The sequence below is a fragment of the Enterococcus sp. DIV1224 genome, from assembly GCF_050555455.1.
Taxonomy (GTDB): Bacteria; Bacillota; Bacilli; order Lactobacillales; family Enterococcaceae; genus Enterococcus_B; species Enterococcus_B lactis.
The window spans coordinates 68,774-92,640 of the sequence record NZ_CP187860.1 but is presented as its reverse complement, the minus strand read 5'-3'; the positions used below and the strand labels follow the sequence as shown (position 1 = coordinate 92,640).

At 37.4% G+C, this 23,867-nt stretch carries 14 protein-coding genes and 5 pseudogenes; 11 read left to right on the top strand and 8 right to left on the bottom strand.

The genetic code is table 11. The annotated features are described in order from the left end of the window. Nucleotides 1–10 precede the first annotated feature (10 nt). From IGK53_RS13180 to IGK53_RS13170, 3 genes and pseudogenes are all read left to right on the top strand, one after another. Nucleotides 11–3,160, top strand: coding sequence for a type I restriction endonuclease subunit R (locus IGK53_RS13180; RefSeq protein WP_430605046.1), 3,150 nt, complete (start codon nucleotides 11–13; stop codon nucleotides 3,158–3,160). Between the two features lie 115 nt (nucleotides 3,161–3,275). Beyond that, a pseudogene (locus IGK53_RS13175) lies at nucleotides 3,276–5,048 on the top strand (McrB family protein). Continuing rightward, nucleotides 5,023–6,315 (top strand): annotated as a pseudogene (locus tag IGK53_RS13170) (5-methylcytosine restriction system specificity protein McrC). Before IGK53_RS13175 ends, IGK53_RS13170 begins: the two co-directional pseudogenes overlap by 26 nt. Nucleotides 6,316–6,777: 462 nt before the next feature. Here the strand turns inward: IGK53_RS13170 and IGK53_RS13165 are convergent. Next, nucleotides 6,778–7,686 carry an IS982-like element ISEfm1 family transposase gene (locus IGK53_RS13165; protein ID WP_010777190.1) on the bottom strand — a complete coding sequence of 303 codons (909 nt, stop codon included), beginning with the start codon at nucleotides 7,684–7,686 and terminating at the stop codon, nucleotides 6,778–6,780. 366 nt (nucleotides 7,687–8,052) lie between these two features. Here IGK53_RS13165 and IGK53_RS13160 point away from each other — a divergent pair, with 366 nt between their 5' ends. After that, complete coding sequence (locus tag IGK53_RS13160) at nucleotides 8,053–9,351, top strand: polysaccharide deacetylase family protein (RefSeq protein ID WP_002290399.1); 1,299 nt, start codon at nucleotides 8,053–8,055, stop codon at nucleotides 9,349–9,351. A 580-nt stretch (nucleotides 9,352–9,931) separates the two neighbouring features. Here the strand turns inward: IGK53_RS13160 and dhaL are convergent. Further along, complete coding sequence (gene dhaL / locus IGK53_RS13155; RefSeq protein WP_002333399.1) at nucleotides 9,932–10,483, bottom strand: dihydroxyacetone kinase subunit DhaL; 552 nt, start codon at nucleotides 10,481–10,483, stop codon at nucleotides 9,932–9,934. A gap of 60 nt (nucleotides 10,484–10,543) precedes the next feature. On the opposite strand from dhaL, the gene IGK53_RS13150 reads away from it, so the two are divergent. From IGK53_RS13150 to IGK53_RS13140, 3 genes and pseudogenes are all read left to right on the top strand, one after another. Continuing rightward, nucleotides 10,544–11,224, top strand: a complete 681-nt coding sequence (locus IGK53_RS13150; RefSeq protein ID WP_002333339.1) for an IS6-like element ISS1N family transposase — start codon at nucleotides 10,544–10,546, stop codon at nucleotides 11,222–11,224. A gap of 156 nt (nucleotides 11,225–11,380) precedes the next feature. Then, nucleotides 11,381–12,697 (top strand): citrate transporter, encoded by a 1,317-nt coding sequence (locus IGK53_RS13145; protein ID WP_430605045.1) that lies wholly within the window; start codon nucleotides 11,381–11,383, stop codon nucleotides 12,695–12,697. 38 nt (nucleotides 12,698–12,735) lie between these two features. Beyond that, nucleotides 12,736–13,329 (top strand): annotated as a pseudogene (locus tag IGK53_RS13140) (hydantoinase/oxoprolinase N-terminal domain-containing protein); the annotation flags it as partial. Between the two features lie 203 nt (nucleotides 13,330–13,532). On the opposite strand, the pseudogene IGK53_RS13135 reads toward IGK53_RS13140, so the two are convergent. From IGK53_RS13135 to IGK53_RS13115, 5 genes and pseudogenes are all read right to left on the bottom strand, one after another. Further along, a pseudogene (locus IGK53_RS13135) lies at nucleotides 13,533–13,652 on the bottom strand (DUF3788 family protein); the annotation flags it as partial. A gap of 136 nt (nucleotides 13,653–13,788) precedes the next feature. Further along, nucleotides 13,789–14,808 carry a LacI family DNA-binding transcriptional regulator gene (locus IGK53_RS13130; protein ID WP_002316718.1) on the bottom strand — a complete coding sequence of 340 codons (1,020 nt, stop codon included), beginning with the start codon at nucleotides 14,806–14,808 and terminating at the stop codon, nucleotides 13,789–13,791. A gap of 68 nt (nucleotides 14,809–14,876) precedes the next feature. Then, on the bottom strand, nucleotides 14,877–15,911 hold the full coding sequence (locus tag IGK53_RS13125; protein ID WP_002316717.1) for an aldose epimerase family protein: 1,035 nt from the start codon (nucleotides 15,909–15,911) through the stop codon (nucleotides 14,877–14,879). Beyond that, a complete protein-coding gene (gene pgmB / locus IGK53_RS13120) occupies nucleotides 15,904–16,569 on the bottom strand; it encodes a beta-phosphoglucomutase (RefSeq protein ID WP_002291307.1) in 666 nt (221 codons plus the stop codon). Before pgmB ends, IGK53_RS13125 begins: the two co-directional genes overlap by 8 nt. Further along, entirely contained in the window at nucleotides 16,562–18,856 is a 2,295-nt protein-coding gene (locus IGK53_RS13115) for a glycoside hydrolase family 65 protein (protein ID WP_002291308.1), read from the bottom strand. Before IGK53_RS13115 ends, pgmB begins: the two co-directional genes overlap by 8 nt. 280 nt (nucleotides 18,857–19,136) lie before the next feature. Here IGK53_RS13115 and IGK53_RS13110 point away from each other — a divergent pair, with 280 nt between their 5' ends. Together IGK53_RS13110 and IGK53_RS13105 are read left to right on the top strand one after the other, a co-directional pair. After that, nucleotides 19,137–21,299 carry a PTS transporter subunit IIBC gene (locus IGK53_RS13110; protein WP_002342392.1) on the top strand — a complete coding sequence of 721 codons (2,163 nt, stop codon included), beginning with the start codon at nucleotides 19,137–19,139 and terminating at the stop codon, nucleotides 21,297–21,299. A 212-nt stretch (nucleotides 21,300–21,511) separates the two neighbouring features. Beyond that, on the top strand, nucleotides 21,512–22,336 hold the full coding sequence (locus tag IGK53_RS13105; protein WP_002342391.1) for an endonuclease/exonuclease/phosphatase family protein: 825 nt from the start codon (nucleotides 21,512–21,514) through the stop codon (nucleotides 22,334–22,336). A gap of 320 nt (nucleotides 22,337–22,656) precedes the next feature. Here the strand turns inward: IGK53_RS13105 and IGK53_RS13100 are convergent, their stop codons facing one another. Beyond that, nucleotides 22,657–22,818: a hypothetical protein gene (locus tag IGK53_RS13100; RefSeq protein WP_002291320.1), complete on the bottom strand. Its 162-nt coding sequence runs from the start codon at nucleotides 22,816–22,818 to the stop codon at nucleotides 22,657–22,659. Between the two features lie 66 nt (nucleotides 22,819–22,884). On the opposite strand from IGK53_RS13100, the gene IGK53_RS13095 reads away from it, so the two are divergent. Beyond that, nucleotides 22,885–23,196, top strand: a complete 312-nt coding sequence (locus IGK53_RS13095; protein WP_002291321.1) for a PadR family transcriptional regulator — start codon at nucleotides 22,885–22,887, stop codon at nucleotides 23,194–23,196. Nucleotides 23,197–23,207: 11 nt separating this feature from the next. Further along, a pseudogene (locus IGK53_RS13090) lies at nucleotides 23,208–23,847 on the top strand (DUF2812 domain-containing protein). Nucleotides 23,848–23,867: the final 20 nt, after the last annotated feature.

The window sequence follows — 23,867 nt, the reverse complement described above, 5'->3', positions numbered from 1 at the left end:
GGGAAGAAAAATGAAAATTAGTCACCGTGAGGAAGCGAAAGTCGAAGAGCAGTTGATCCGTGTATTGGGGGAAGGGCATAATCAGTGGACGTATCGTCCGGATCTAAAATCAGAAGAAGATCTTTGGGTCAATTTACGTCAAAAAATCATCTCAAATAATCAAGCAGAACTGAATGATTCTCCTTTGACCGATAAAGAATTTGAAACGATCAAAACGGAATTATTGCTACGAACGAAAACCCCCTTTGATGCTGCGAAATGGTTAAAAGGTGAAAATGGAATGGCTCGGATCACAATTGAACGAGAAGATCCACAATTGGGTTCTGTCTCACTTATCCTTTATTCCAATCAAGACATTGGTGGAGGAATCTCTACTTATGAAGTGGTCCATCAAATTGCAAAACGTGGAAGTAACATAGAAGCACGGGATCGACGTTTTGACGTCACCTTATTGATCAATGGCTTACCGATTGTCCAAATCGAATTGAAACAAGTAACTGCAAAAGATGGTGTTTATCAGGCATTTAACCAAATCAAAAAATATGCAGAAGAAGGCATATTTCGGAACAATATCTTTTCGACCTTACAGTTGTTTGTGGTTTCCAATGAACAAACGACTCGGTATTTTGCAAATGCCTTACCGAAGGATTTGCATCCTAAGTTTTTATTTAGTTGGCGAACGAAAGATAATAAAAAGGTAGAAAACTTATATGAGTTTTGCAAACAAGTGCTAAATATCCCGGATGCCCATCGCTTGATTGCGGATTATACGATTGTCAGTGAAGATCAAGACAATAAAACCCTCATGGTGTTACATCCTTATCAAGTGCATGCGATTCAAGCCTTGTTTATTGCCGCAAATAAACATCAATCAGGGTATGTGTGGCATGCGACTGGTTCAGGAAAGACGTTGACTAGTTTTGTATCTACTAAGCTTTTAGCACGAAAATCGGGGATCGATCGAACGATCATGTTAGTGGACCGCAAAGATTTAGATAATCAGACCACTACAGAGTTTACGAAATTTGCTTCGGAATTTAATACTGGGATTTCTTCCGGGAACGCCAAAGCGAATAGCTTGATCGTGGGAACAGGAAGTGCCAAAGAATTAAGTGAAACCCTGTTGGCAGATGCCAATGCAAATGTTGTGATCATTACAACCCGTCAAAAGCTAGATGCGGCGTTGAAATATGCAAAGAAACAAGAAGAGAAAAAAGGAACCAATCGCTTCCAAAAATTAATGGGGCAACATATCGTGTTTGTAGTAGATGAGTGTCATCGAGCGTTAAGTGCTGAAAATATGGAAGAAATCAAAAAAATGTTTCCGAAGTCCACTTGGTTTGGCTTTACAGGTACACCGATTTTCCCTGAGAATCGGAAACAAGCCAAAGGGCAATTGGCACGTACGACCCATGATCAGTATGGAGAGGTTTTGCATACCTATACCATCAAGAATGCGCTAGAAGATGGCTCTGTTTTGGGATTTCAAGTAGAGCATGAAAACACCGTGGAGCCGACTTCACTAGAGAATAAAATCTATCGGAAATTAAAAGAAGTAGAAACATACGCAGATTATTCATCGGAACAAATCAATCGTATGATCGATCAAATGGAGTCAATCAAAAAAGAAAGTTATTTGGACCCTGCTGTTTTTGAAGCAGATGAACATATCCAAAAAGTCATCCATAAAATGTTTCGTCCAGATAATGCCTATACAAAATTTGATTTTCGAAATGGCCGTCCAACGAAATCTGCAATCTTAACCACGAGTTCCATTGACATGGCTAAAAAGTATTATCGAGCCATCAAAGAGATGACGAAAGAGCCTGATTGGTTAACAAGAGAGTTTTCAGATCAACCCATTCGTGAAGGACGAACGATGGAGGATCCTGATTTTCCACGAATCGCTATTACCTATTCATTAGAAGAAAATAGCCGAGATTCAAGCGCCCAACAAGGAGAAATGCAAAACATTATTGATGAATACAATCAGTATTATGATACTGCCTGGTCACTAGCAGACATTGAGCGTTATAACGGAGACATCAATAATCGTTTGGCACGAAAAAGAGCGGAATTCAAACAATTTGGGAAACAAATCGATTTAGTAATCGTAGTGGATCGTCTATTGACAGGTTTTGACGCCCCTACGATTCAAACCCTATTTGTGGATCGTAATCTAGAGTATGCAGGATTGATCCAAGCCTTTTCACGTACGAACCGTACGTATCCTGAAAAAACAAAAGGACTAATTGTTACTTTCCGAAAGCCAGCGACAATGGAGAAGAATGTCGAGGATGCGACAAAACTGTATTCAGAAGCTAAAGAAGAATCGGGTTTGATTTATCCAAGTTACCAAGAATCCAAAAAAAGATTCAAGCAAGCATATGGTAAGTTAAAAGAGGTTTCATCCATGGAATCCATTGATGAACATACGCCACTTGAAATCCGTATCGAGTACGTCAAAGCATTTCAAGAATTGAATCGTGCGTATGAATCGTTAGTGACTTATGATGATTACAATGATGACATGGTGCAATCTTCAACTTTGAACAATCAAATTCAACTTTTGGAAGAACAAATTGGCGTGTACGAGACCGTGAAGGGTTCATTGATGGAGGAAGAACCAGAAAAAGAGGGAGAAGATTTTTCAACGATCGAATTTTATAGTGAAAATACCACTAAGTTGTATGATATTGATTCTACTTATATTGATCAATTACTAGGAACTTATGCTGCGAATAGTTCAGATGCACGAGAAGAAATTGAAAAAGCTTTGGCTAAATTGAATAAAACAGAAGGAGTCAAAGAAATTTACCGACAAATCTTAAATGCATTTGATATGGGGACTTTAGATAGTAATGAAGATATCTTTGTCATTAAACGTCGCTATTTTACACAAGCAAGTGATGATTTGATTCATGCCTTTTCCAATGAGTGGTTTGTTTCTGAGAAAGAATTACATGCTTCTAATCTGCAATATATGCCAGGTGAAGATCCAATTCCTAATATGAAAGCAATTATCAACAGTAAGGATTACGAAGGATATAAAGCCAAACATCCAGAAGCCAAGCCATTTAAATACCCACAAGAAATGAAGCGAGCATGGCGTAAAATGTTAGATGATGAGTTGATTCCACTTGAGAATGAATTGAGGTAAACGAGAAGAGTTAAGAAAATTGTATGATAAACATGTTAATAAATGATGCTCGAAATAAAATTTGGTTTTATTTTTACGTTGATACGATAAATAAAATTTGAAAGTAGAAGAAAATATGCACAACAATGAAACAAAAAAAACATATGAACTAAGAATAACTGCTGATGAGATTAAATCAACAGACCCAACATTTACTATGAAGAATCTAAGCTTAGGGGATAATTATCAACCAAAAGATGCTTACTTCCGTACGGCAGAAGGCGAAATAACTAGAAGAAACTACGGTAAAAATGAACGGAAAATTTAAAATCAAACATTACCGCGATTAGCTATTCAAATGTTTGAACGATCGATTGTTTCTCTACCAGAAAGCGAAAGAGCAACATTTCCTGTGTGTCGATATCACTCAGGAGATGAGATAATACGAGGGATTTTTCCAGATGTTGACAGTTTCAAAAAAAAAAGGAAGTCCATTGAATTTTTGATTTATAAATATAATGAAGACAAGCAGATAGTCATCTATTGTTGGAGTATTTTTTCAACTTTATTATTTGTACAAGAATGTTTGAAACGTTTTGGAACATCTGGGGATGAATTTATTCTTGTTTATAAAGAGAAAGAGAAAAAGGAAATACGAGTAGGAGAGACTCAGACTATGACCAATCATTTGCTGAAATCATATGTTTCACATTTACTCAAATCTAAAAACCTTATTCTACGTGGCGCTCCTGGAACAGGGAAAACATTCCTTGCAAATGAAATGGCAGCTGATGTCGTTTCAAATGGAAGAACTACACAAATCAATGAATTGAGCGAAGATGAAAAGAGCCGAATTGGATTTGTCCAGTTTCATCCTAGCTATGATTATACTGATTTTGTCGAAGGTTTACGTCCAACTACATCCGATGATGGCGTTGTTAGTTTCACCTTGAAAGATGGAAGCTTTAAGAGCTTTGTTGAAAAAGCAAAGAAGACAAAGAAAGTAAATGGACAAGATAATTTTGAAGAAGCTTGGGCTAAATTTTTTGATGCGGTAACGGAAGCTAGTATAGAGGGAGAAGGCTACAACAAACTTAAAACATTGACAGGTAAACCAGTACGCAATCTTCTAGCTTATGAAAGAAATGAAATTCAAGGTGTTTATCCTGCTAAAACCAATACTTATCTAAACCACGACCAAATTTATAATGTCTATCGTGGATTACCTGGTACGCCAAAAGGTGGATTTGATGCTTATCGAAAAGCGATTGTAAAACACTTAAAAGAAGAATTCGGCTTAAAAAACTATACGGCATCAACGGTAGATTCTACGAATAACCAAAACTATGTGTTTATCATTGATGAAATTAATCGGGGCGAAATTTCCAAAATTTTTGGCGAATTATTTTTCTCAATTGATCCAGGGTATCGCGGGCATAAAGAAGGTGTTTATACACAATATGCGAACCTCCATGAAAATCCAGAAGAAAAATTCTATATTCCTAATAATGTTTATATTATTGGGACGATGAACGACATTGACCGTTCTGTTGATACTTTTGATTTTGCTATGCGCCGGCGATTTACTTTCTTAGAAATAAAGGCAGAAGATTCAGCACAAAAAATGCTGAAACAAGAGAAAACAAAAAAACTTATGATGCGCTTAAATGAGGCGATCGTTGCCAAAGAAAAAGGTGGACTGTCAACGGATTATCAAATTGGCGCTAGTTACTTTTTAGGTATTGATAATGGCGAGGAGACAATGGAACAATTATGGGATACTAAGTTATATCCATTATTGAAAGACTATTTTCGTGGTGAACATAAGGCGAAAGAAAAATTAGAAATACTAGAAAAGGTATACTCTAATGACGGTGATTTAGATGAAGCTGAAACCTCTACACGATAATCAAGAAATCAATGACTCAGTTGTGCAACATCCAATCATTACGAACTTAGTTAATCGTGACTTAAGTAGTTTAGAGAAAGAAAATTTTATTATCTTTCCGCAACAGTTAAATCAATCCAAGGATCTAAGTGAAGATAACTTGATATTTCAATCAAGAAATGGAAAAATTTGGACTTGTAATGTCGTAGGTATCCTTAGCGATTCAACAGATGAATTAAGAATTCATTCTAGATTCGCTAATCAAATGAAGCATGAAGATTTCTTTTTACGTTATATGCTTCAGCGTGTTTTGAATTACAACGTGATTAATGATCATTTTAGTGCATCTAAAAAGATGACATACTACGATTTGTTGGTATTTCTCTTTCCTTATTATCTGAATGAAGCAATGCGTAAAGGGATATACAAAGAATATGTCAAACGAGAATACAATAATGCCAATATCAAGGGAGCTATTGATGTTGCAAAACACATCCGTTCGAATGTTCCTTTCGTTGGAAAAGTTGCTTATCGAACACGAGAGTTCAGCTATAATAATCATCTGACGCAACTTATTCGTCATACTATTGAAAAAATCCAAAATGAGTATGATTTCTTACTTAGTGGAGATGAGGATACGAAAGAAAACGTGGTTCTAATCAAACAAACAACACCTGATTATGCTAGATTAAACTAATTTAATATCCTTCAAGAGAATATCCTTCATCCAGTCAAACATAGTTATTACGAGGAGTATTCGGCTCTTCAACAAATCTGTATCCAAATTTTATCGGAAGAAAAATCAGGATTTGGAAATGATAAAAATCAAATACATGGAATCATTATCGATGTGTCTTGGCTATGGGAAGAATACATTGGAAAAGTCACTGGTTGGAAACATTATGGCAGAGATAAAGGGTTAGCAACAATGCATTTATTTCAAGAGCCCAACCGGTCCCCACGATATCCAGATTTTACATTTAATAATATACCAATTGATACAAAATACAAAAAACATCTTGATACTAGAAATGACTATAATCAGTTAGTCACATATATTCATATAATGAATTTAGACCAAGCAGATACAATGAAAGGCGGCTTTCTGCAACCTACTTCCGATCCCCTTCCTGCAAATCATGGGTATAAAAAAATAGGCATATTAAGCGGGCTAGGAGGAGAAATATTCACATATCATTTTTTCATTCCGCAAGCTGCGTCAAGTTATTTGGAATTTGTAGAACAGATGAGAGAGGTAGAAGCAGCACTACAAACTACTTTTCAATAAGTAGGAATTATAGAAATTTTACTCAAAAAATCTTCATTAAAAAATCTGACTAAATAAGTTGAGAAAACAGAATATACTTCAATATCCAGTGATTTATAAATATCATTCACTCATGATACCCAGCTCCGTATCACAAATAATGATATTTTTTAAGAGAAAAAATTATCCCTATTTTAAATAATAGCAATAGGTAGTGGTAGAGAGAAATTTATAAATAACTTTGTTATTTGCTTTGGTAGCCAAGTAAGTTGCAAAAGAAAAATAGATACTGTTAAAAAGATAATGTAGACATAGAAACAAATACGTAAAATTTTAGTTAGAATGATGGCAAGGAGAAAAAACATGATAGATGAAAAAAAGTGTTTAAAAAATCTATTGGAGGATATGGATGATATTGAAGAAAAACTATCTAAATGGACTGGGAAAACAAATATATTTCAGAACCCGTGGTGCTAGTTAATTTTAATATCCTAAAGAATATCTCAAAGTTCCTTCAAAACGTCGTTGTGCTCGACTTAATAGAACACTGTAAGCCAGTAATATGCTTTCAAATCTACTCTCTAGCCCTTTAACAGAACGTGAGTTGAAATTTTGACAACCTAATTTTTCTAAGGAAGAAAAAACAGTCTCAACTGTTTTTCTTTGTTTTCCAAGTAAGCTGTGGTCTAGTTTTTCTGATTTATCCATGTTTTTACGTGGCGGAACGGATATAGTAATGCCCTTAAGGGCAAGCTTTTCATGGATTTTATGGCTAATATATCCTTTGTCCCCTAGGATATTGGGAAGATTCGCTTCTTCCGATAAAGTCTCTAACACTTTCACGTCATGGACACCTGGATTCGTGATTGAGTAAGTAATCGGAAAGCCAGTCTTAGTAACGATCATATGAATTTTAAGACCATAAAAATAAGATTTTTTTGTTGAGTTATAGCCAACTTTGGCTATTTGATTCAATAGTTTTGCTTGTCTATTTCTAACTGGTTTACATAATGGACTAGGAAAACTATCTATAATTCCGACTAGTTCACCTTTGGTGAGCTTCTTGATGAAAAAGTATCGAATAATCTTGATAGTGTAAGCTAAGTTTGAACTTAAGCGAGTGAATCGACTCCTACTAGGAAAGTCACCATTAGGAAATAAGACGGAACAAACCGCTCTATACGTGGCTCTTTGGCTAGTATAGCCATTAATTATGCCCCATATAATACAAGCAATAATCACTGTATCGCGTTGCTTCAGTTGATCAGTATTTCTTCGGTTTTTAATCTTATCTGGTACACAATTGTGGTATATGTTAGAAACAGTTCTCATAATTTCCTTGAATGTTATAAAAGTATCTGTATAATGTTCAGTATATTTTGATGAACGCATATGTAGTCCTCATTTCTTGGGAGTTTTGAGACTACTATATGCGTTTTTTTGTTGATTTACCAACATGTTTAGACATTTTCCTCTAGGAAAAAATTAACTAGCACCAGGGGTTTATTTTAGTTTTTCTTGGAAATAAAAACAGCGAAAATCCGAACATTTTCACCTCTCTCACTTTATAACTTTTACAAAATAGTACTTCTCATAAAAAGCGCTCTAGTTAAAGAAAATAAGAGAAAAATCAAAAAAAACAAAAGTTTCTTTTACACTTGTTTCTATATTCGTTACAATGGTTATGGGAAGTTTTTCAAAAGGTTAAGAAAAGCTTACGGAGGTTTTTGAAATCAAAAAGTAGTAGGGGACAATAAAATGAAACATACACACAAAATCATATTGGCTGTCACTTCTGTATGCACTGTTATTATTCTAGGTGTAAGTATCTTTTTTGTTACACAAGCAGCAACAAACAATAAATTAGAAAACACTAGTCAAACAACTCAACACTCAAGCAGCAGCTCAAAACCTGTTGAAGATAAACAAACGACGAAACAGCTTGATCAAGCAAAACAGCTTGCTGCAAGTTATCATTATGATGAAGCCATCGCCTTACTTGAAAAAGACGACGCCAAAGAAGCGCAACAATTGTTAGCAACTTTGAAAAAAGAAAAAGAATCCTTGGTAAAATGGGAAGACCCGACCAAAATCTCACACGTCTTCTTTCATAGTCTGATCGTTGATCCAGCTAAGGCTTTTCATACCCAGCAAGCACAAGGGTATAAAGATTATATGGTCACTATTTCCGAATTCAATAAAACCATTGATCAGTTATATAAAAATAACTATGTTCTTGTTAATCTAAATGGATTAGTCAAAAAAGGAACAGATGGAAAACTGACCTTTACAGGTGTTTCTCTTCCAGAAGGAAAGAAACCGTTAATTCTTTCGCAAGACGATGTCAGCTATTATGAATACATGGACAATTCAGGATTTCCAAGTAAGTTGATTGTCGATAAACAGAACCAAATCAAGAATATTTATATCGACAATAAGAAGGAAACTGTTGGTGACTATGATATGGTTCCATTGATCGATTCATTCATTAAAAAACATCCCGATTTTTCTTATCAAGGCGCCAAAGGAACATTAGCTTTAACAGGCTATAATGGTGTATTAGGTTACCGTACATCAAAATCAGAATATGGTGATAACGAAAAAACAAACAAAGAAATCGAAGCAGCCAAAAAAGTTGCTGATCAATTAAAGAAAGATGGTTGGAGTTTTGCTTCTCATACTTGGGGACACTTGAATATGACACAAGCTTCTTTAGCCGATATCCAACAAGATAATGAACGTTGGCAAAATGAAGTTGCACCTATTTTAGGCAAAACAAATATTTTGATCTACCCATTTGGCGCTGACATCAGCGATTGGCAACCTTATTCTGAAGCAAATCAAAAATTTGCTTACTTGAAACAACAAGGATTTGATATCTTCTGCAATGTCGATGCCTCAACTCCTGCATGGGGACAACTAGGAACTGACTACTACCGTAACGCCAGAATCAATATTGACGGTATCCGTTTCGAAGCTGACCTAAAAGGAGAAAATCCAATACTTGATCAATTTATCAACGTCAAAGAAGTGTATGACCAAAAAGATCGAGGATAGAGGTTGTGAAAGAAGCGTCCAGCTCCGCCGACAATAAGAATGAATTTTTCTAAACAGCTTCTCATGTTTTGAAAAATCCAGACTTATTTCAAGGAGTTGGGCTTTGAACACCGTGAATAGAGGTTGTAAAAAGAGCGTTTTGACTTATTGTTGAAGGTCAGCTCTTTGAACACCGCGTGTTAGGTTGTGAAAAGGCTGGTCTGCATCAAGCAATAAGAATGAACAGAGAAAAACAGCTTCTTGAATACCGCAGATAGGTTGTAAAAAAACCGTTTTGACCTGACGATAACCAGTAAAACAGAGGTGAGACCATTGCTAAAAGTAGCAGTGGTCTCATCTCTTTTTTTGCACAAGTCATATTTGATTGTTTCGTTATTTTAATCAGGATAAAGTTCTTTTTTTTCATGCTAAAGAGTGATTCTTTCTTCTCGATTTTCACTTTCTTCGTTTAACTTTTGGTAAATACTTCTGTCAGAAAAAGCTCTAGGTAGACACACGAAAGCAGATAAAAAGCCTAACTTTTGCAACAGTTTATGCTGTCGTTCAAAGTTAGGCTTCTACAGTTTATAAATAGCCCTTTCTATCCATGAATCACATCAAGTAATGTCTGGAATAAGATTGCACTAGAAGCTGCTCCTGGATCAATGTGTCCAATCGCCCGCTCCCCTAAATAAGAAGCACGTCCTTTTTTTTCGACCAAATTTTTAGTATGTTCTTTGGCATTTTCGATGACGTCTGCGGTTAGCTGATTGTTTTTTAATGCTTCCGTAACAGGCAACCAAACATCTAGCATTGTTTTATCCTCTGCTTCAGCTTTTCCTCTTGCTTGTATCCCATTTGTACCTTCTTCGATGATTTTCCCTAATTGCTCTTGTGAATTGATGACGTCAACATCCTTTGTCGCTTTCATCATGTTCATGAATGCTGAACCATATAGCGGACCTGAAGCTCCTCCAACTTTGGAGATCATTGCCATCGAAAGAACTTTAAAGGTATCACTGATTGTTGTCGGTTCCTCTTTCTTAAAGGCGTCTTCAAATGCGGAAACACCTCGCCCCATATTATTTCCATGGTCACCGTCACCGATCGGCGTATCTAGATCACTAAGATAACTTTTGTGGTTCTGTTGCAAAGTTTTCCAAAAAATCTATTTTAGTGTAAAATTGAGAAAAAAGACAGAGAGGACAGAGTAATGAATCATTTTAAAGGCAAACAATTCAAAAAAGACGTCATTATTGTCACTGTTGGTTACTACCTGCGTTACAATCTAAGCTATCGTGAAGTTCAGGAATTGTTATATGATCGTGGAATAAATGTTTGTCATACTACGATTTATCGTTGGGTACAAGAGTACAGCAAAGTCCTCTATTATCTTTGGAAGAAGAAAAATAGACAATCCTTCTATTCATGGAAAATGGACGAAACCTATATCAAAATTAAGGGACGTTGGCATTATCTTTATCGTGCAATTGATGCGGACGGCTTAACCTTAGATATCTGGTTACGAAAGAAACGGGATACGCAAGCAGCCTATGCTTTCTTAAAACGACTCCATAAACAGTTTGGTGAGCCGAAAGCAATTGTGACCGATAAAGCACCTTCTCTTGGCTCCGCCTTTAGAAAGTTACAGAGTGTGGGTTTATATACTAAGACAGAGCACCGAACTGTGAAGTATCTTAACAATTTAATAGAACAAGACCATCGACCTATTAAACGACGAAATAAATTTTATCAAAGTCTCCGTACAGCCTCTTCCACGATTAAGGGCATGGAGACCATTCGAGGAATATATAAAAAGAACCGAAGAAATGGAACGCTCTTCGGCTTTTCGGTGTCTACTGAAATCAAGGTATTAATGGGAATAACAGCCTAAGATATTTGGAGTTCAGAGAGGGCGCGTTTGATTTTCAAACTTCGCAACAGAACCGACTGAACGAAGTGAGGGAAAGGCAACTAAAACGTCGATGGGCAGTGGGAGCGAAGCGCACACTTGATCTTTTGAACTTTTTTCTAATACTTGACTTTTTTCATGTATACAGTTATTTCGTTTTTCTTTATGGTTTGGTATTGTGTGAAGGGTTACAACTTGATGGTTGGTTTAGCGATCATGGCAATGGTTTGGATGAGTTTGGCGTTAGTAGGTAATTACTTTTCTCCTAATCCAGCAATGGAAGGTCAAGGATTGATCGATGTATTGACACATATCTATGCAATGGGCCCCGCAGAATATGCGAAGTCGATTTTAGTAAATGTATTCTTTGGTGCTTTCTTTGGTCGAGTGTTGGTGGATAGTGGTATAGCAGCTACATTGATTCGAAAAGTAGTGGAACTTGGTGGAGATAAACCACGGATCACGATGAGTTTGCTTTGCATCGTAACTGCTATTATCTTTATGTCTATGACAGGGATCGGACCAGTTATCTCGATCGCAGTGATTGTTTTACCTATCATGATGTCATTAGGGATTTCGGCTCCGATTGCATTGTTTTCATTCATGGGTTCGATCATGGCAGGGATTTTTGCGAACGTTGTGAACTTCAAGCAATATCAAACGATCTACGCTGGATTCAATCCGGCAGCAGAAAGCTATACGTATAACGATTATTTCCAAATCGGAATGATTGGTATGATTGTAAGTTTGGTTGTTGTTTTAGTTGTAGCTAATATATCAATGAATAAAAAGAAACATTACGCAATGGCTGCTGAAGTGCAAAGTGATAGCGGTGATGCACCGATGATTTCTTGGTTAGCAGTACTTATCCCAGTTTTAGATGTCGTGTTATTAGATATTCCGATCATTTTAGGATTCATGATTGCTGGAATCTGGGCATTATTATTTACTGGAAAATTACGTGGAGGATATAAAGAAATCTGCCGTCAATTCGCTAAATTATTTACAGATGGAGCGACAGATGTTGCGCCGATGGTTGGCTTTTTAATGACTTTAGCGATGTTCAATAATTCTGCTGCGTATGCGTCTTCTTATTTCTCAGCAATTTTTGGGGACTTTATTCCAAAAACGCCTTTAGTTTTGGCTATAGCATTTGCTATATTGACACCACTTGGGTTTTTCCGTGGTCCTTTAAGTTTAGTTGGTTCTGGTTCAGCCATTCTGGCAGTTGTTTTAGCAGTGAATCCAACAATGCCTGTTGCCTTCTTATTCCCGCTATTTGCAACAACAACGATTGCGCCGCAGCATTTAGATATTACGCAATCATGGGTAGCTTGGGGCTTAGGCTATACAAAAGTATCTTCAAGAGAGTATATGAAAAAATCAATTCCAACTGGTTGGATAATTGGAGCAATTGTCTGTATGATCACGTTCTTATTGTATGGTAACTTCTAACGGATTGTGACAATAGAAATGAAATGGAGGAATGACGGATGAAACGGTTTGTACGAATGGGGATCGACGTTGGCGGGACACATACAAAAGCGGTAGCGATCGACAATGCCACACATGAAATTATTGGGAAGTCTTCAGTGAAGACGACACATGATCATTTGAATGGGGTGGCAGCAGGAGTGGTGCAGTCTTTTCAAAACTGTTTACAAGAGAATCAAATCAGTCCAGATGATGTGGTTTTCGTGGCTCACTCGACAACGCAAGCAACGAATGCATTGATTGAAGGAGATGTAGCTAAAGTTGGAGTAATCGGCATGTCGAAAGGCGGTCTTGAAGGATTTTTAGCCAAAAGATAAACACGATTGAACGATATTGATCTAGGGAACAAGAAAAAAATCGAAATCGTCAATGCTTTTTTACCAGTAAAACATTTGAATGTGGATCGAGTGGCTGAAACGATCTCTAATTTAGAAAAAGAAAAAGCGGAGGTACTAGTATCTTCGATGGCCTTTGGGGTAGATAATGGTGAGCCAGAACGTGTTGTTTATGAAGCTGCTTCTTGTAAAGCTGCTTCTTGTAAAGCCATTCCAACAACGATGGCATCTGATATTACTAAATTATATGGATTGACAGACATCGGTACGCCAATCGTCAAACAGCATAATGGTATCAATGAGATCACCTTATATTATGACTTGCCGCTCTTCTTTTATTTCATCATCGGGTTGACCTTCATTGGTTGGCTGATTTTATTCATCATGTTTATTAGAAGTCGGATACATTCATAAAAAAATGAGGTCGAGACAAATCTAAAAATCAGTCTTTCTACAGACGCTCGAATAAACGGCGAGAGCAGAAGCAACTCCTTCGGAAATAAGCCGAAATTCACAAAAATTTGAAAAGCAATTTTCGTTCATTTCTTCTTATTTCTCGGAGTTAAACACTTCTGTCCCAGCTTCTCTCAAATAAACGGTGTCCAAAAGTCAGGCTTTTCGGGAATTTCAAAAAAGAGGTTGAGACAGAAGTAAGAAACACTTTTGTCTCAATCTCATCTTTTGGTTATTCTATCTCTTCATTTCAATTCCTACCAGTTATTGCTTGGGGTTCAGTGGCACAACTGTTTCTCTCTTGATCAAGTGATGAGGGATGACTAGGCGCACGCCGCTACTGATCTCGTTATGGATCAATTCTTGTAATTTTTGCATGGCTACTCGCCCTAATTCGGAAATATCGATATCGATACTTGTGAGATAAGGATGAGTCAGTGTAGAAAAAATCGAATTATTGAAACTGATGATCGATAAGGTTTCTGGAATAAGATAACCGTACATTTGCGCTAATTGCATCGTGCGAAGTGCAAAAATATCATCGATTACCACAAGTGCTGTAGCACCGGCGTTTTTTAAGATAGTGTCAAAGGATAGATAGTCTTCTGCCTTTTCGATCACAACGCTAGGGTGAACATCTAGTCCAGCCATCATCATCGCTTTTTGATACCCGAAATAGCGTTCGAAATAGAGGCTTTCGTGGGTCGTGTTCGTAACGAAAAGAATCTGTTCATGCCCATTTTGGATAAGAAAATCAGTTGCCTGTTTTCCCAATAGCTGGTTGTCGTTATCAACGTAGATGATCTCATTTTCATGCTGATAAGGTTGACCGATCAGAGTGAAGGGAATCTCGTTTTGATACAAATAATCGATGACTGGGTCTTCGCTATCAGAGTACACTAAGATAAAGCCATCGACTTGTTTTTGTAAGTGCATTCTTTGGACATTTTCTAATAAGACATCAAAATTTTTCGCTGTTGCAATGGCTATTGTCATGTCGTGGTGACGTGCTTCTTCATTGATTGCATCCATGATCTCTAAGTAGAAGGGATTACCGATTCGTTCTTTAGAATCAAGTGGCGGCAATATCACGCCGATGGCACTAGAAACCCGTTTACCTAAATTTCTAGCAGTGATATTCGGTACATAGCCAAGTTCATCCATGATTTTTCGGACTTTCTTTTTGGTTGCTTCGGAAATACTTGGATGGTCATTGATGACGCGTGAGACAGTAGAGGTAGCTACTCCCGCTTTTTTTGCAACATCTTTTACCGTAATTGCCATAATTTAAACACCTTTCTTCTAAATAAAAATCTCTTCTTTTCTGAGCTATTCGTAATCAAAACAAGCAACTATTGAGTATTTGCTATCTGTTCATTCGGTAAAATAGTAAACTGATAGGTCGTATGGTTGACCTTTTCTTGACCAGGGTACAAAGCGATCGAACCGAGTTCAGGTAAATGGACTAGATCCGGAAATTCTTGTGGCTCGATGGCTAAACCATAGTTTGAATGCATATGTTTCCCGTTGATCATAAAATCAGCTTCAAAACCAGTCGTAGAAAATAATACCACACTTCTATTTGTTGTTGCTATAGACAACTGGCGTCCAGATTGTTTTTCTGAAAGACACAGCACCTTTTTTGAACGTTTCGGTGTAGTAAGAACAAAAACGTCATCAAGTCCTTCTGGATAAGCGTTGAGAATTTCTTCGATTGTATGTGGTTTCTTGAAATTGATCGGTAAATCCGCTTGAGTGATTTGTTCGCCTGTTGGTAGTTTATCTTCATCTAATACCAATAGACTTTCTGCTTGGACAGCCAGTTCATGTGTATCAATGTCGCGTTTACCATTCCCAGAAAGGTTGAAATAGGCATGATTGGTTGGATTGCAGATCGTCTCGACGGGACTGTTCGTTTTTGTAATCATTTCCAGGCTATTCGCAGTTAGCTGATACGTGATCGTTGCTGTGATAGGACCAGGATAATCGGAAAAAGTGTCTTGTAAATAAAAGACAACGCCGATCGACTGTGGATTTTTGAACACTTCGACATCCCAATATTGGAAAGACCATCCATTTGTTCCTCCGTGGATATGGTGGTTGCCAGCGTTTTTTTCAAGTTGATGATTTCCCCATGTAGCATTTCGGATTCTGCCTGCTACGGGACCGACTGTGGCTCCAAAGAAACTTTCATCGGTTAAAACATCTGAAAGTTCATCATAAGAAAGTAAGACGTTTTCTAAATGTCCTTTGTTATCTGGAGCAAAGATTTGGTGAAGTCTAGCGCCATAATTTAGAAGAACGACGGTCAATTCGTCGTTCTTCAATGTGATTTTTTTTAATTCAGTGTTGGGGATAGGAGTCACTGAAATAGAAGGTTCAGGCATTTGGCTGCCACGTTTTTTTCAAGTAATCGAAAGTCAATGAAGCTGTATCAGGTACGATTGGAATATCCTCCCCAAGATCTTCTGAACGTCCTACGCCGATAGGTTGCGCACCACTAGCAATGATCGCAGCGATTCCAGCTTTTGCATCCTCGATTCCGATGCAGTCACGAGGGGTCAAACCGATTTCTTTCGCAGCAAGTAGAAAAATATCTGGTGCAGGCTTTCCATTAGCGACTTTTGCCGGATCAGCAATCGCATCAAAGTAGCTTTCTAGACCCATCTTGGCAAGTAGGAAAGGGCCATTTTTGCTTGCAGATGCTAGTGAAATCTTGATATTGTTTGCCCGTAAGTCTTTTAATAATTCTAAAATCCCTGGAAAAACATCTTTTGGTGTGATCGATTGGATCATTTCAAGATAATAATCATTTTTTCTTTTCGCTAATTCGAGAAATTCTGTTTTTGAGAATTGCTCTTCTTTTTTTCCGTGAGCAAGAAGGAGAGTCAGAGAATCTTCTCTGCTTACACCCTTCAATTGTTCGTTGAATGACCGATCTAAGGGAATACCGATCTCATCACCTAGCTTTTTCCAAGCACGGTAATGGAATTCAGCGGTATCTGTAATGACCCCATCTAAGTCGAATAATACACCTTTAAACATTCGCTTCACCTTCTCGTAATGGAATAGTCAAATGATCAGTAAGGACATACGCTTTTTCGTAGACTTCTAGCGGTAATGCTTCGCCAGATAAGAGGTTCAATGTTACCTGTTCATTTGAAACGGCGACAAATAACAAGCGGTCGCGATAATTGATATGGAATGAATAAGCAGACCATGTTTTAGGCAAGAATGGTGCAAATCTTAATTGTTCATGATCTGTCTTCATTTGCGCGAATCCTTGTACGATAGCAAGCCAACTTCCGGTCATTGAAGTGATGTGTAAGCCATCCTCTGTATCATTGTTATAGTTATCTAAATCTAAACGAGCAGTGCGTTGATACATTTCAACGGCTTTATCTTCCATGCCTAGTTCAGCAGCTAAAATAGCATGGATACTAGGAGATAGGGAAGACTCATGGACAGTCATTGGCTCGTAAAAATCAAAGTTGCGTTGTTTTTCTTCTTTTGTAAATGAATCATTGAAGAAGTAGATACCTTGTAAAACGTCTGCTTGTTTAATGAAGCAAGAACGAAGGATCTTGTCCCATGACCAATGCTGATTCAATGGCAATTCACTTGCGGATAGTTCCGCTACTGGTTTGAGATCTTTGTCTAAGAAAGTATCGTGTTGAACAAAAATCCCTAATTCTTCATCTACTGGGAAGTACATATTTTCAGCAATTTCTTGCCAATGTGCCAATTCATCGTCGCTGATTTTAGCAGTGCTCTCTTCTTTGAACTTCAAATAATTTTCTCGTGTGTAACGTAGTACCCAACAAGCAATCGTATTCGTGTACCAATTGTTGTTGATATTATTCTCATATTCGTTCGGTCCTGTAACCCCGTGGATCATATATTGATTGTTTCGTTTAGAAAAATGGACTCGGTCTGCCCAAAAGCGAGCGATTTCTGCTAAGACTTCTAAACCTTCATTTTTTAAATAGTCGATGTCGCCAGTGTAGTTAGTATAATTATAAATAGCGTAGGCAATTGCGCCATTTCGATGGATTTCTTCAAAGGTGATTTCCCATTCATTGTGGCATTCGACACCTGTGAAAGTGACCATTGGATATAACGCGCCCTTTAGCCCTTGCTGTTGTGCATTATGGATTGCTTGTGGCAATTGGTTATGGCGGTACTTCAAGAGATTCTTAGTGACTTCAGGTTTCGCTAAAGCGAGGTACAGAGGCACTGCATAGGCTTCAGTATCCCAGTAAGTTGCACCACCATATTTTTCGCCAGTGAAGCCTTTTGGTCCAATATTCAAACGTTCATCTTCGCCATAATAAGTAGAAAATAGCTGGAAGAGGTTGAAACGGATTCCTTGTTGTGCTTCATCGTCTCCTTCAATGACTACATCTGCCAATTCCCATCGTTTAGACCAAGCGGCTGTTTGCTCCTCTTTTGCTTGGGGATAGTGAACGTTCAATTCGTTGAATTCTTTAAAGAGATGTGTCGCTTGTTGCGCTTCAGGGATATCTCGGCTTGTGAAAATCAATACTTCTTTGTCGATAAGAAGTGTTTCATTTTCATTTAAGTCAAAGGTGAATGAACCTTCGATTGCTAAGGTGCCCTCTTGGTAGCTTGGCGTATATAATTTTCCATCAACGTAGTGGCGCATCCCAGCGGTCACTGTAAATTGTTCGATCTCAAAATTATTCGGGATCGTTTTAGTCGTTAAGTACGCTATTTCTTCCTTGACGCCATGATCGATGTCATTCCAAAAGTGTTCATCGTAATTGCTGTCTTCGTTTTGGACATTGCCATCTAGCTTAGAAATAACTTTTACAGTTCCATTTCCTTCCAACATTTCAATGGTTAAGCGAATATAAGCGGCTTCATTTTTGACAATACTTAAAAAGCGCTCGAATGAAAGACGAACTTTGTTTGATGGGGTAGTGACTGTATAACTACGTGTCAAAACACCGTTTTTCATGTTTAATTCCCAATAAAAATCTTCAGTAGTAAGTGTAGCTAGATCAATCAGCTGATCATCGATAAAAAGATCCATAGCGATAAAATCGACTGCATTGATTACTTTTCCAAAATATTCAGGATAGCCGTTTTTCCACCAGCCAACACGTGTTTTGTCAGGGTACCAAACACCTGCTAAATAGGTTCCTTGGTGATGATCACCAGAATATGCTTCTTCAAAATTTCCGCGCATACCCATATATCCGTTACCGATACTGGTCAATGATTCTTGCAAGCGTAAATTTTCTTTATCTAATTTATTCGTGCTGATTTTCCAAGGGTCGATCTGAAATAACCGTTTAATTTGTTTCATTGTTCTCCTCCTAGACGTTGTCGTTTATACGTCCATAATAAACGCAACCGATTGCGTAAGTCAACTAGAAAAGTGAAATTAAATTTTGAAGTGGATGAAAAAACAAAACAAAAGCGATTGTATCAATATTTACTACTATAATATGAACAGAAATAATGTATAAAGAACGATTGGGTACTTACAGAAAAAGCATAAAAATACGAAATAAAGCATTTACAAAAAAAGAAACACACGCTATAATAACTAACAACGAAACCGATTGCACAAAGGAGACGAGGAAATGAAAAAAATATTTAGCTTTGAGTTTTGGCAAAAATTTGGAAAGGCTTTAATGGTCGTTGTGGCAGTTATGCCAGCGGCAGGTTTGATGATCAGTATCGGTAAATCGATTCCGTTGATCAATCCTGATCTTGCACCTTTAGTTACAACGGGTGGCGTGATCGAAAATATTGGTTGGGCAATTATCGGAAATTTACATCTTTTATTTGCACTAGCGATAGGTGGTAGTTGGGCAAAAGAACGAGCAGGGGGAGCATTCGCTGCGGGGATCTCATTTATATTGATCAATCGGATCACAGGAGCAATTTTTGGTGTGACTAATGAGATGTTGGCAAATGAAGACGCATTTACGCATACCTTGTTTGGCACGAAAATCATGGTTAAAGGGTTCTTTACCAGTGTATTAGAAGCACCAGCACTAAATATGGGGGTATTTGTTGGGATTATTGCAGGGTTCGTTGGGGCGATGGCCTATAATAAATATTACAATTATCGTAAATTACCTGACGCATTATCGTTCTTTAATGGAAAAAGATTTGTTCCTTTTGTAGTTATTTTGTGGTCAACGATTGTTGCATTGATTCTTGCTATTGTATGGCCGAATGTCCAAGCAGGGATCAATAACTTTGGATTGTGGATTGCAGAGTCAAAAGAAAGCGCTCCGATTTTAGCACCATTCCTATATGGTACATTGGAACGTCTATTGTTACCATTTGGCTTACATCACATGTTGACGATCCCAATCAATTATACGCAGCTGGGTGGTACCTATGAGATATTATCTGGTGCGCAAGCGGGAACACAAGTATTTGGACAAGATCCTTTATGGTTGGCGTGGGCGACTGATTTGGTCAACTTGAAAGGCGCCGGCGACATGTCGCAATATGAATTCGTATTGACGAACTGGACACCTGCTCGTTTTAAAGTGGGACAAATGATTGGTTCTTCCGGTATCTTGATGGGATTAGCACTAGCGATGTACCGTAATGTTGATCCAGACAAAAAGTCTAAATATAAATCAATGTATTTTTCAGCAGCACTTGCAGTTTTCTTAACAGGTGTAACCGAACCATTAGAGTTCATGTTCATGTTTGCAGCTGTACCTCTTTACATTGTTTATTCTGTGATCCAAGGGGCAGCTTTTGCAATGGCAGATATTCTACCTTTACGTGTCCATTCATTTGGGAACATTGAACTATTGACACGTACACCATTAGCGATCAAAGCAGGATTAGGTATCGACTTGCTCAATTTTGTTATCTGTGTCATATTATTTGGAGTATTGACGTATTTTGTGGCAAACTTTTTGATCAAAAAATTCAATTATGCTACACCAGGACGTAATGGGAACTATGATAACGACAGTGAAGAAACGCCGTCAGGTTCTGCAACTAATGCAGATCAACAAATCATTAAGATCATCCATTTGTTAGGCGGAAAAGAAAACATCAAGGATGTAGATGCTTGTATGACTCGTTTACGTGTCAGCGTCGAGGATCCTGGGAAAGTCGGTTCAGAAGAAGAATGGAAACGTGCTGGAGCGATGGGCTTGATCGTTAAGGACAAAGGTGTGCAAGCCGTGTATGGACCAAAAGCGGATGTGTTGAAATCGGATATTGAAGATTTACTACAATCAGGCGCTGATATTCCAGAGCCAACAGTTGAGGCAACAAATAAAAATGAGAAGAATGAAGAGAAACATGTTTTAGGTATCGAAAAAGAATTATTCACTGTAGCAACTGGTGAGGTAATTGCTTTAACAGATGTGAATGATCCAGTCTTTTCACAAAAGATGATGGGTGATGGCTTTGCTGTCATTCCTGCCACCGGAGAAGTGACGGCACCACTTTCTGGTAAAATCGTGAGTGTCTTCCCAACCAAGCATGCAATTGGCATGCAAACAGCAGAAGGAGCAGATGTTTTGATCCATATGGGACTGGATACTGTTCATATGAGCCAGCCAGCGTTTGAGATCTTAGTTTCTGAAGGCCAAGAAGTAGTAGCAGGAACAACGATTGCTCAGATGAATCTAGATGCAATCAAGAACGAAGGGAAAGAAACGACGATCATAGTAGTCTTTACAGATGACAAAGTCAATGGGCTGACCATCAATAAATTAGGAGACACTGAACGAGGAACAGTGATCGGGAAAATAAACTTGTAAAGAATCACAGAAGTTCATGTGTGTATTTCATATCGAAAGAATGTGTTCGATGTGTGTAACTCCTAGAAGTAAGCCGATAATCCCGAAATTGCTTTTCCTATTTCAGGGATTATTGGCTTATTTTTTGAATAAACTACTTTGGGATCTTTACCTATATGGATCCAGAAGGTGGGAGCAATGTTTCGACCCATCCCATTAAGAAGGAGAATTATATGAAAATAATGACGTTGAATACGCATAGTTGGTTAGAAGAGGAACCACAAGAAAAATTAAAACAGATCGCTCAAAAAATCTGTCATGAACAATATGATGTGATCGCATTGCAAGAAGTCAATCAAACGATGGACGCAAAACGACTAACCAGTGAGCAGCTGAAGAATTTTAGTCAGGTGCAGGAACAAACGCCTGTCCGCTCGGATAACTTTGCCTATTGCTTGATCCAGCTCTTAGCAGAACAAGGTGAAACTTACTATTGGAGTTGGGAAATGAGTCATATCGGCTATGCTATCTATGAGGAAGGCAATGCGCTTCTTTCCAAACAACCACTAACTAGTCAAACGCACCTAGTCTCCGAAACAAAAGAAAAAGAGGATTACCATACTCGAAAAATATTAGTAGGTCAAACCTCTGTCAAAACACAATGTATTACTGTAGCAAGTTGTCATTTTTCTTGGTGGGTAGATGAAAAAAGCGGATTTGCATTTGAGTGGAAAGAATTAGAAGCAAGTTTAGCGCCTCTTACAACACCACTGTATCTATTAGGGGATTTCAACAATCCTGCTGAAGGCAGCGGGTACGATTTAGTGGCAAAAAGTCAGTTGCCTATTCGTGATGCTTATACAATCGCGCAAAAAAAACAAGCTGAAGCAACGATCGAAAAGAGAATCGATGGCTGGGAAAACAATAAAGAGGGGCTACGTGTCGACTATATTTATGTACCACAAGATTGCTTTGTTACAAGTTATCAACGTATTTTTGACGGGGAAAATGGCCCGATTGTCAGTGATCATTATGGGGTAGCAGTCACGTTGGAGTGAAGAGAAACGAAGGAATATTGTCACAATAAGAATATGGGACAAATCTAAAAATCAGGTTTGCTACAGACTCTCGAATAAACGACGGGAGCAGAAGCAACTCCTTCTTAAATAAGCCGAAATGAACAAAAATTTGAAAAGCAATTTTCGTTCATTTCTTCTTATTTCTCAGAGTTAAACACTTCTGTCCTAACCTCTCTCAAATAAACGACGTCCGAAAGGCAGGTTTTTCGGAAATTTAAAAAAAACGAGCAATACAAAAAATGTATTGTTCGTTTTTTCTCTAATTTCTCATAAACGATTTTTGTCTCGACCTCATTTTTTTATGAATGTATCCGACTTCTAATAAACATGATGAATAAAATCAGCCAACCAATGAAGGTCAACCCGATGATGAAATAAAAGAAGAGCGGCAAGTCATAATATAAGGTGATCTCATTGATACCATTATGCTGTTTGACGATTGGCGTACCGATGTCTGTCAATTCATATACTATGTATATAGTTAAGCTTTATATAATGGAACTGTATATTAAGAGGAGTGTCTTTATATGATTAGAAATCCATATTTACCTTTAACTGAAACAACTTTTTATATTCTGCTAGTTTTAACTACACCTGCTCATGGATATGCTATTATTCAAGAAATTGATAAGTTAAGCGAGGGATCAGTTAAGGTAGCTGCTGGAACTATGTACGGAGCGATTGAAAATTTACTTAAACTTAATTGGATAGAAGAAATTCCAAGTAGGGAAAAAAGAAGAAGAGTTTACAAAATTACTGATCTGGGAGAAGAAGTCTTAAGACTAGAAATAGAACGTCTAGGAAGTTTGATTAAGCTATCTTCTGATTTTGGATATTAGGAGGAGATAACATGAAAAAATTTAGAATTTTCTTATCCTTAAAAAAAAAAAGAAGAATGGATTAATTCTATACAAGAAGAAGGTTATAGGTTAGTTTCTGTTAGTTCAGTGGTGCCTATATATACTTTTGAAAAATTGGCTAGTAAAGAAAAGTTTATTCCTTATGTGCGCCTTGATTTTAGAGAAAAAAGTATGGGAAAAATAAAATATGAAGATTATGTAACATTGTTTTCTGATAGTGGTTGGAAACTAATAAAGGGAAGTCGTTCTGGTGGCGCTCAGTATTTTCAGCAAGAATATCCTGATGTAACAAGGGACATATTTTCTGACACTGATTCTCAAGAAAGTGTAAAGAAAAGATATGTAAAATATGGTTATACTTATGGAACTCTATTTTTATTGTATTTCTTTATTTTTTTTAGTAGTAATTCTTGGAATTTGGATAAGATATTGAACTTTAAATCATGGTATTTTACCCAAGGTTTATGGGAAATGGAGGGTATGTGGTTTTGGAAAGCGTTCATTTTTGAAACTCCGTTTGTTTTACTCCGTGTATTACCGTTATTTTTCTTTCTGTTTTTGGGTATCTATTATCTTTTACGTTCACTTATAAATGATGATTCAACAGTGATAACAAAATATTTTGTGTAAATAGAAAAAAGGAAGTCCCT

Excerpts from the sequence above, each read along its gene's own strand:
- IGK53_RS13130 (WP_002316718.1), bottom strand. The coding sequence starts at position 14,808 with ATGGCAATTACGGTAAAAGATGTTGCAAAAAAAGCGGGAGTAGCTACC.
- IGK53_RS13165 (WP_010777190.1), bottom strand. The coding sequence starts at position 7,686 with ATGCGTTCATCAAAATATACTGAACATTATACAGATACTTTTATAACA.
- IGK53_RS13160 (WP_002290399.1), top strand. The coding sequence starts at position 8,053 with ATGAAACATACACACAAAATCATATTGGCTGTCACTTCTGTATGCACT.
- pgmB (WP_002291307.1), bottom strand. The coding sequence starts at position 16,569 with ATGTTTAAAGGTGTATTATTCGACTTAGATGGGGTCATTACAGATACC.
- IGK53_RS13095 (WP_002291321.1), top strand. The coding sequence starts at position 22,885 with ATGATTAGAAATCCATATTTACCTTTAACTGAAACAACTTTTTATATT.
- IGK53_RS13150 (WP_002333339.1), top strand. The coding sequence starts at position 10,544 with ATGAATCATTTTAAAGGCAAACAATTCAAAAAAGACGTCATTATTGTC.
- IGK53_RS13105 (WP_002342391.1), top strand. The coding sequence starts at position 21,512 with ATGAAAATAATGACGTTGAATACGCATAGTTGGTTAGAAGAGGAACCA.
- IGK53_RS13110 (WP_002342392.1), top strand. The coding sequence starts at position 19,137 with ATGAAAAAAATATTTAGCTTTGAGTTTTGGCAAAAATTTGGAAAGGCT.
- IGK53_RS13115 (WP_002291308.1), bottom strand. The coding sequence starts at position 18,856 with ATGAAACAAATTAAACGGTTATTTCAGATCGACCCTTGGAAAATCAGC.
- IGK53_RS13180 (WP_430605046.1), top strand. The coding sequence starts at position 11 with ATGAAAATTAGTCACCGTGAGGAAGCGAAAGTCGAAGAGCAGTTGATC.
- IGK53_RS13145 (WP_430605045.1), top strand. The coding sequence starts at position 11,381 with ATGTATACAGTTATTTCGTTTTTCTTTATGGTTTGGTATTGTGTGAAG.
- IGK53_RS13125 (WP_002316717.1), bottom strand. The coding sequence starts at position 15,911 with ATGCCTGAACCTTCTATTTCAGTGACTCCTATCCCCAACACTGAATTA.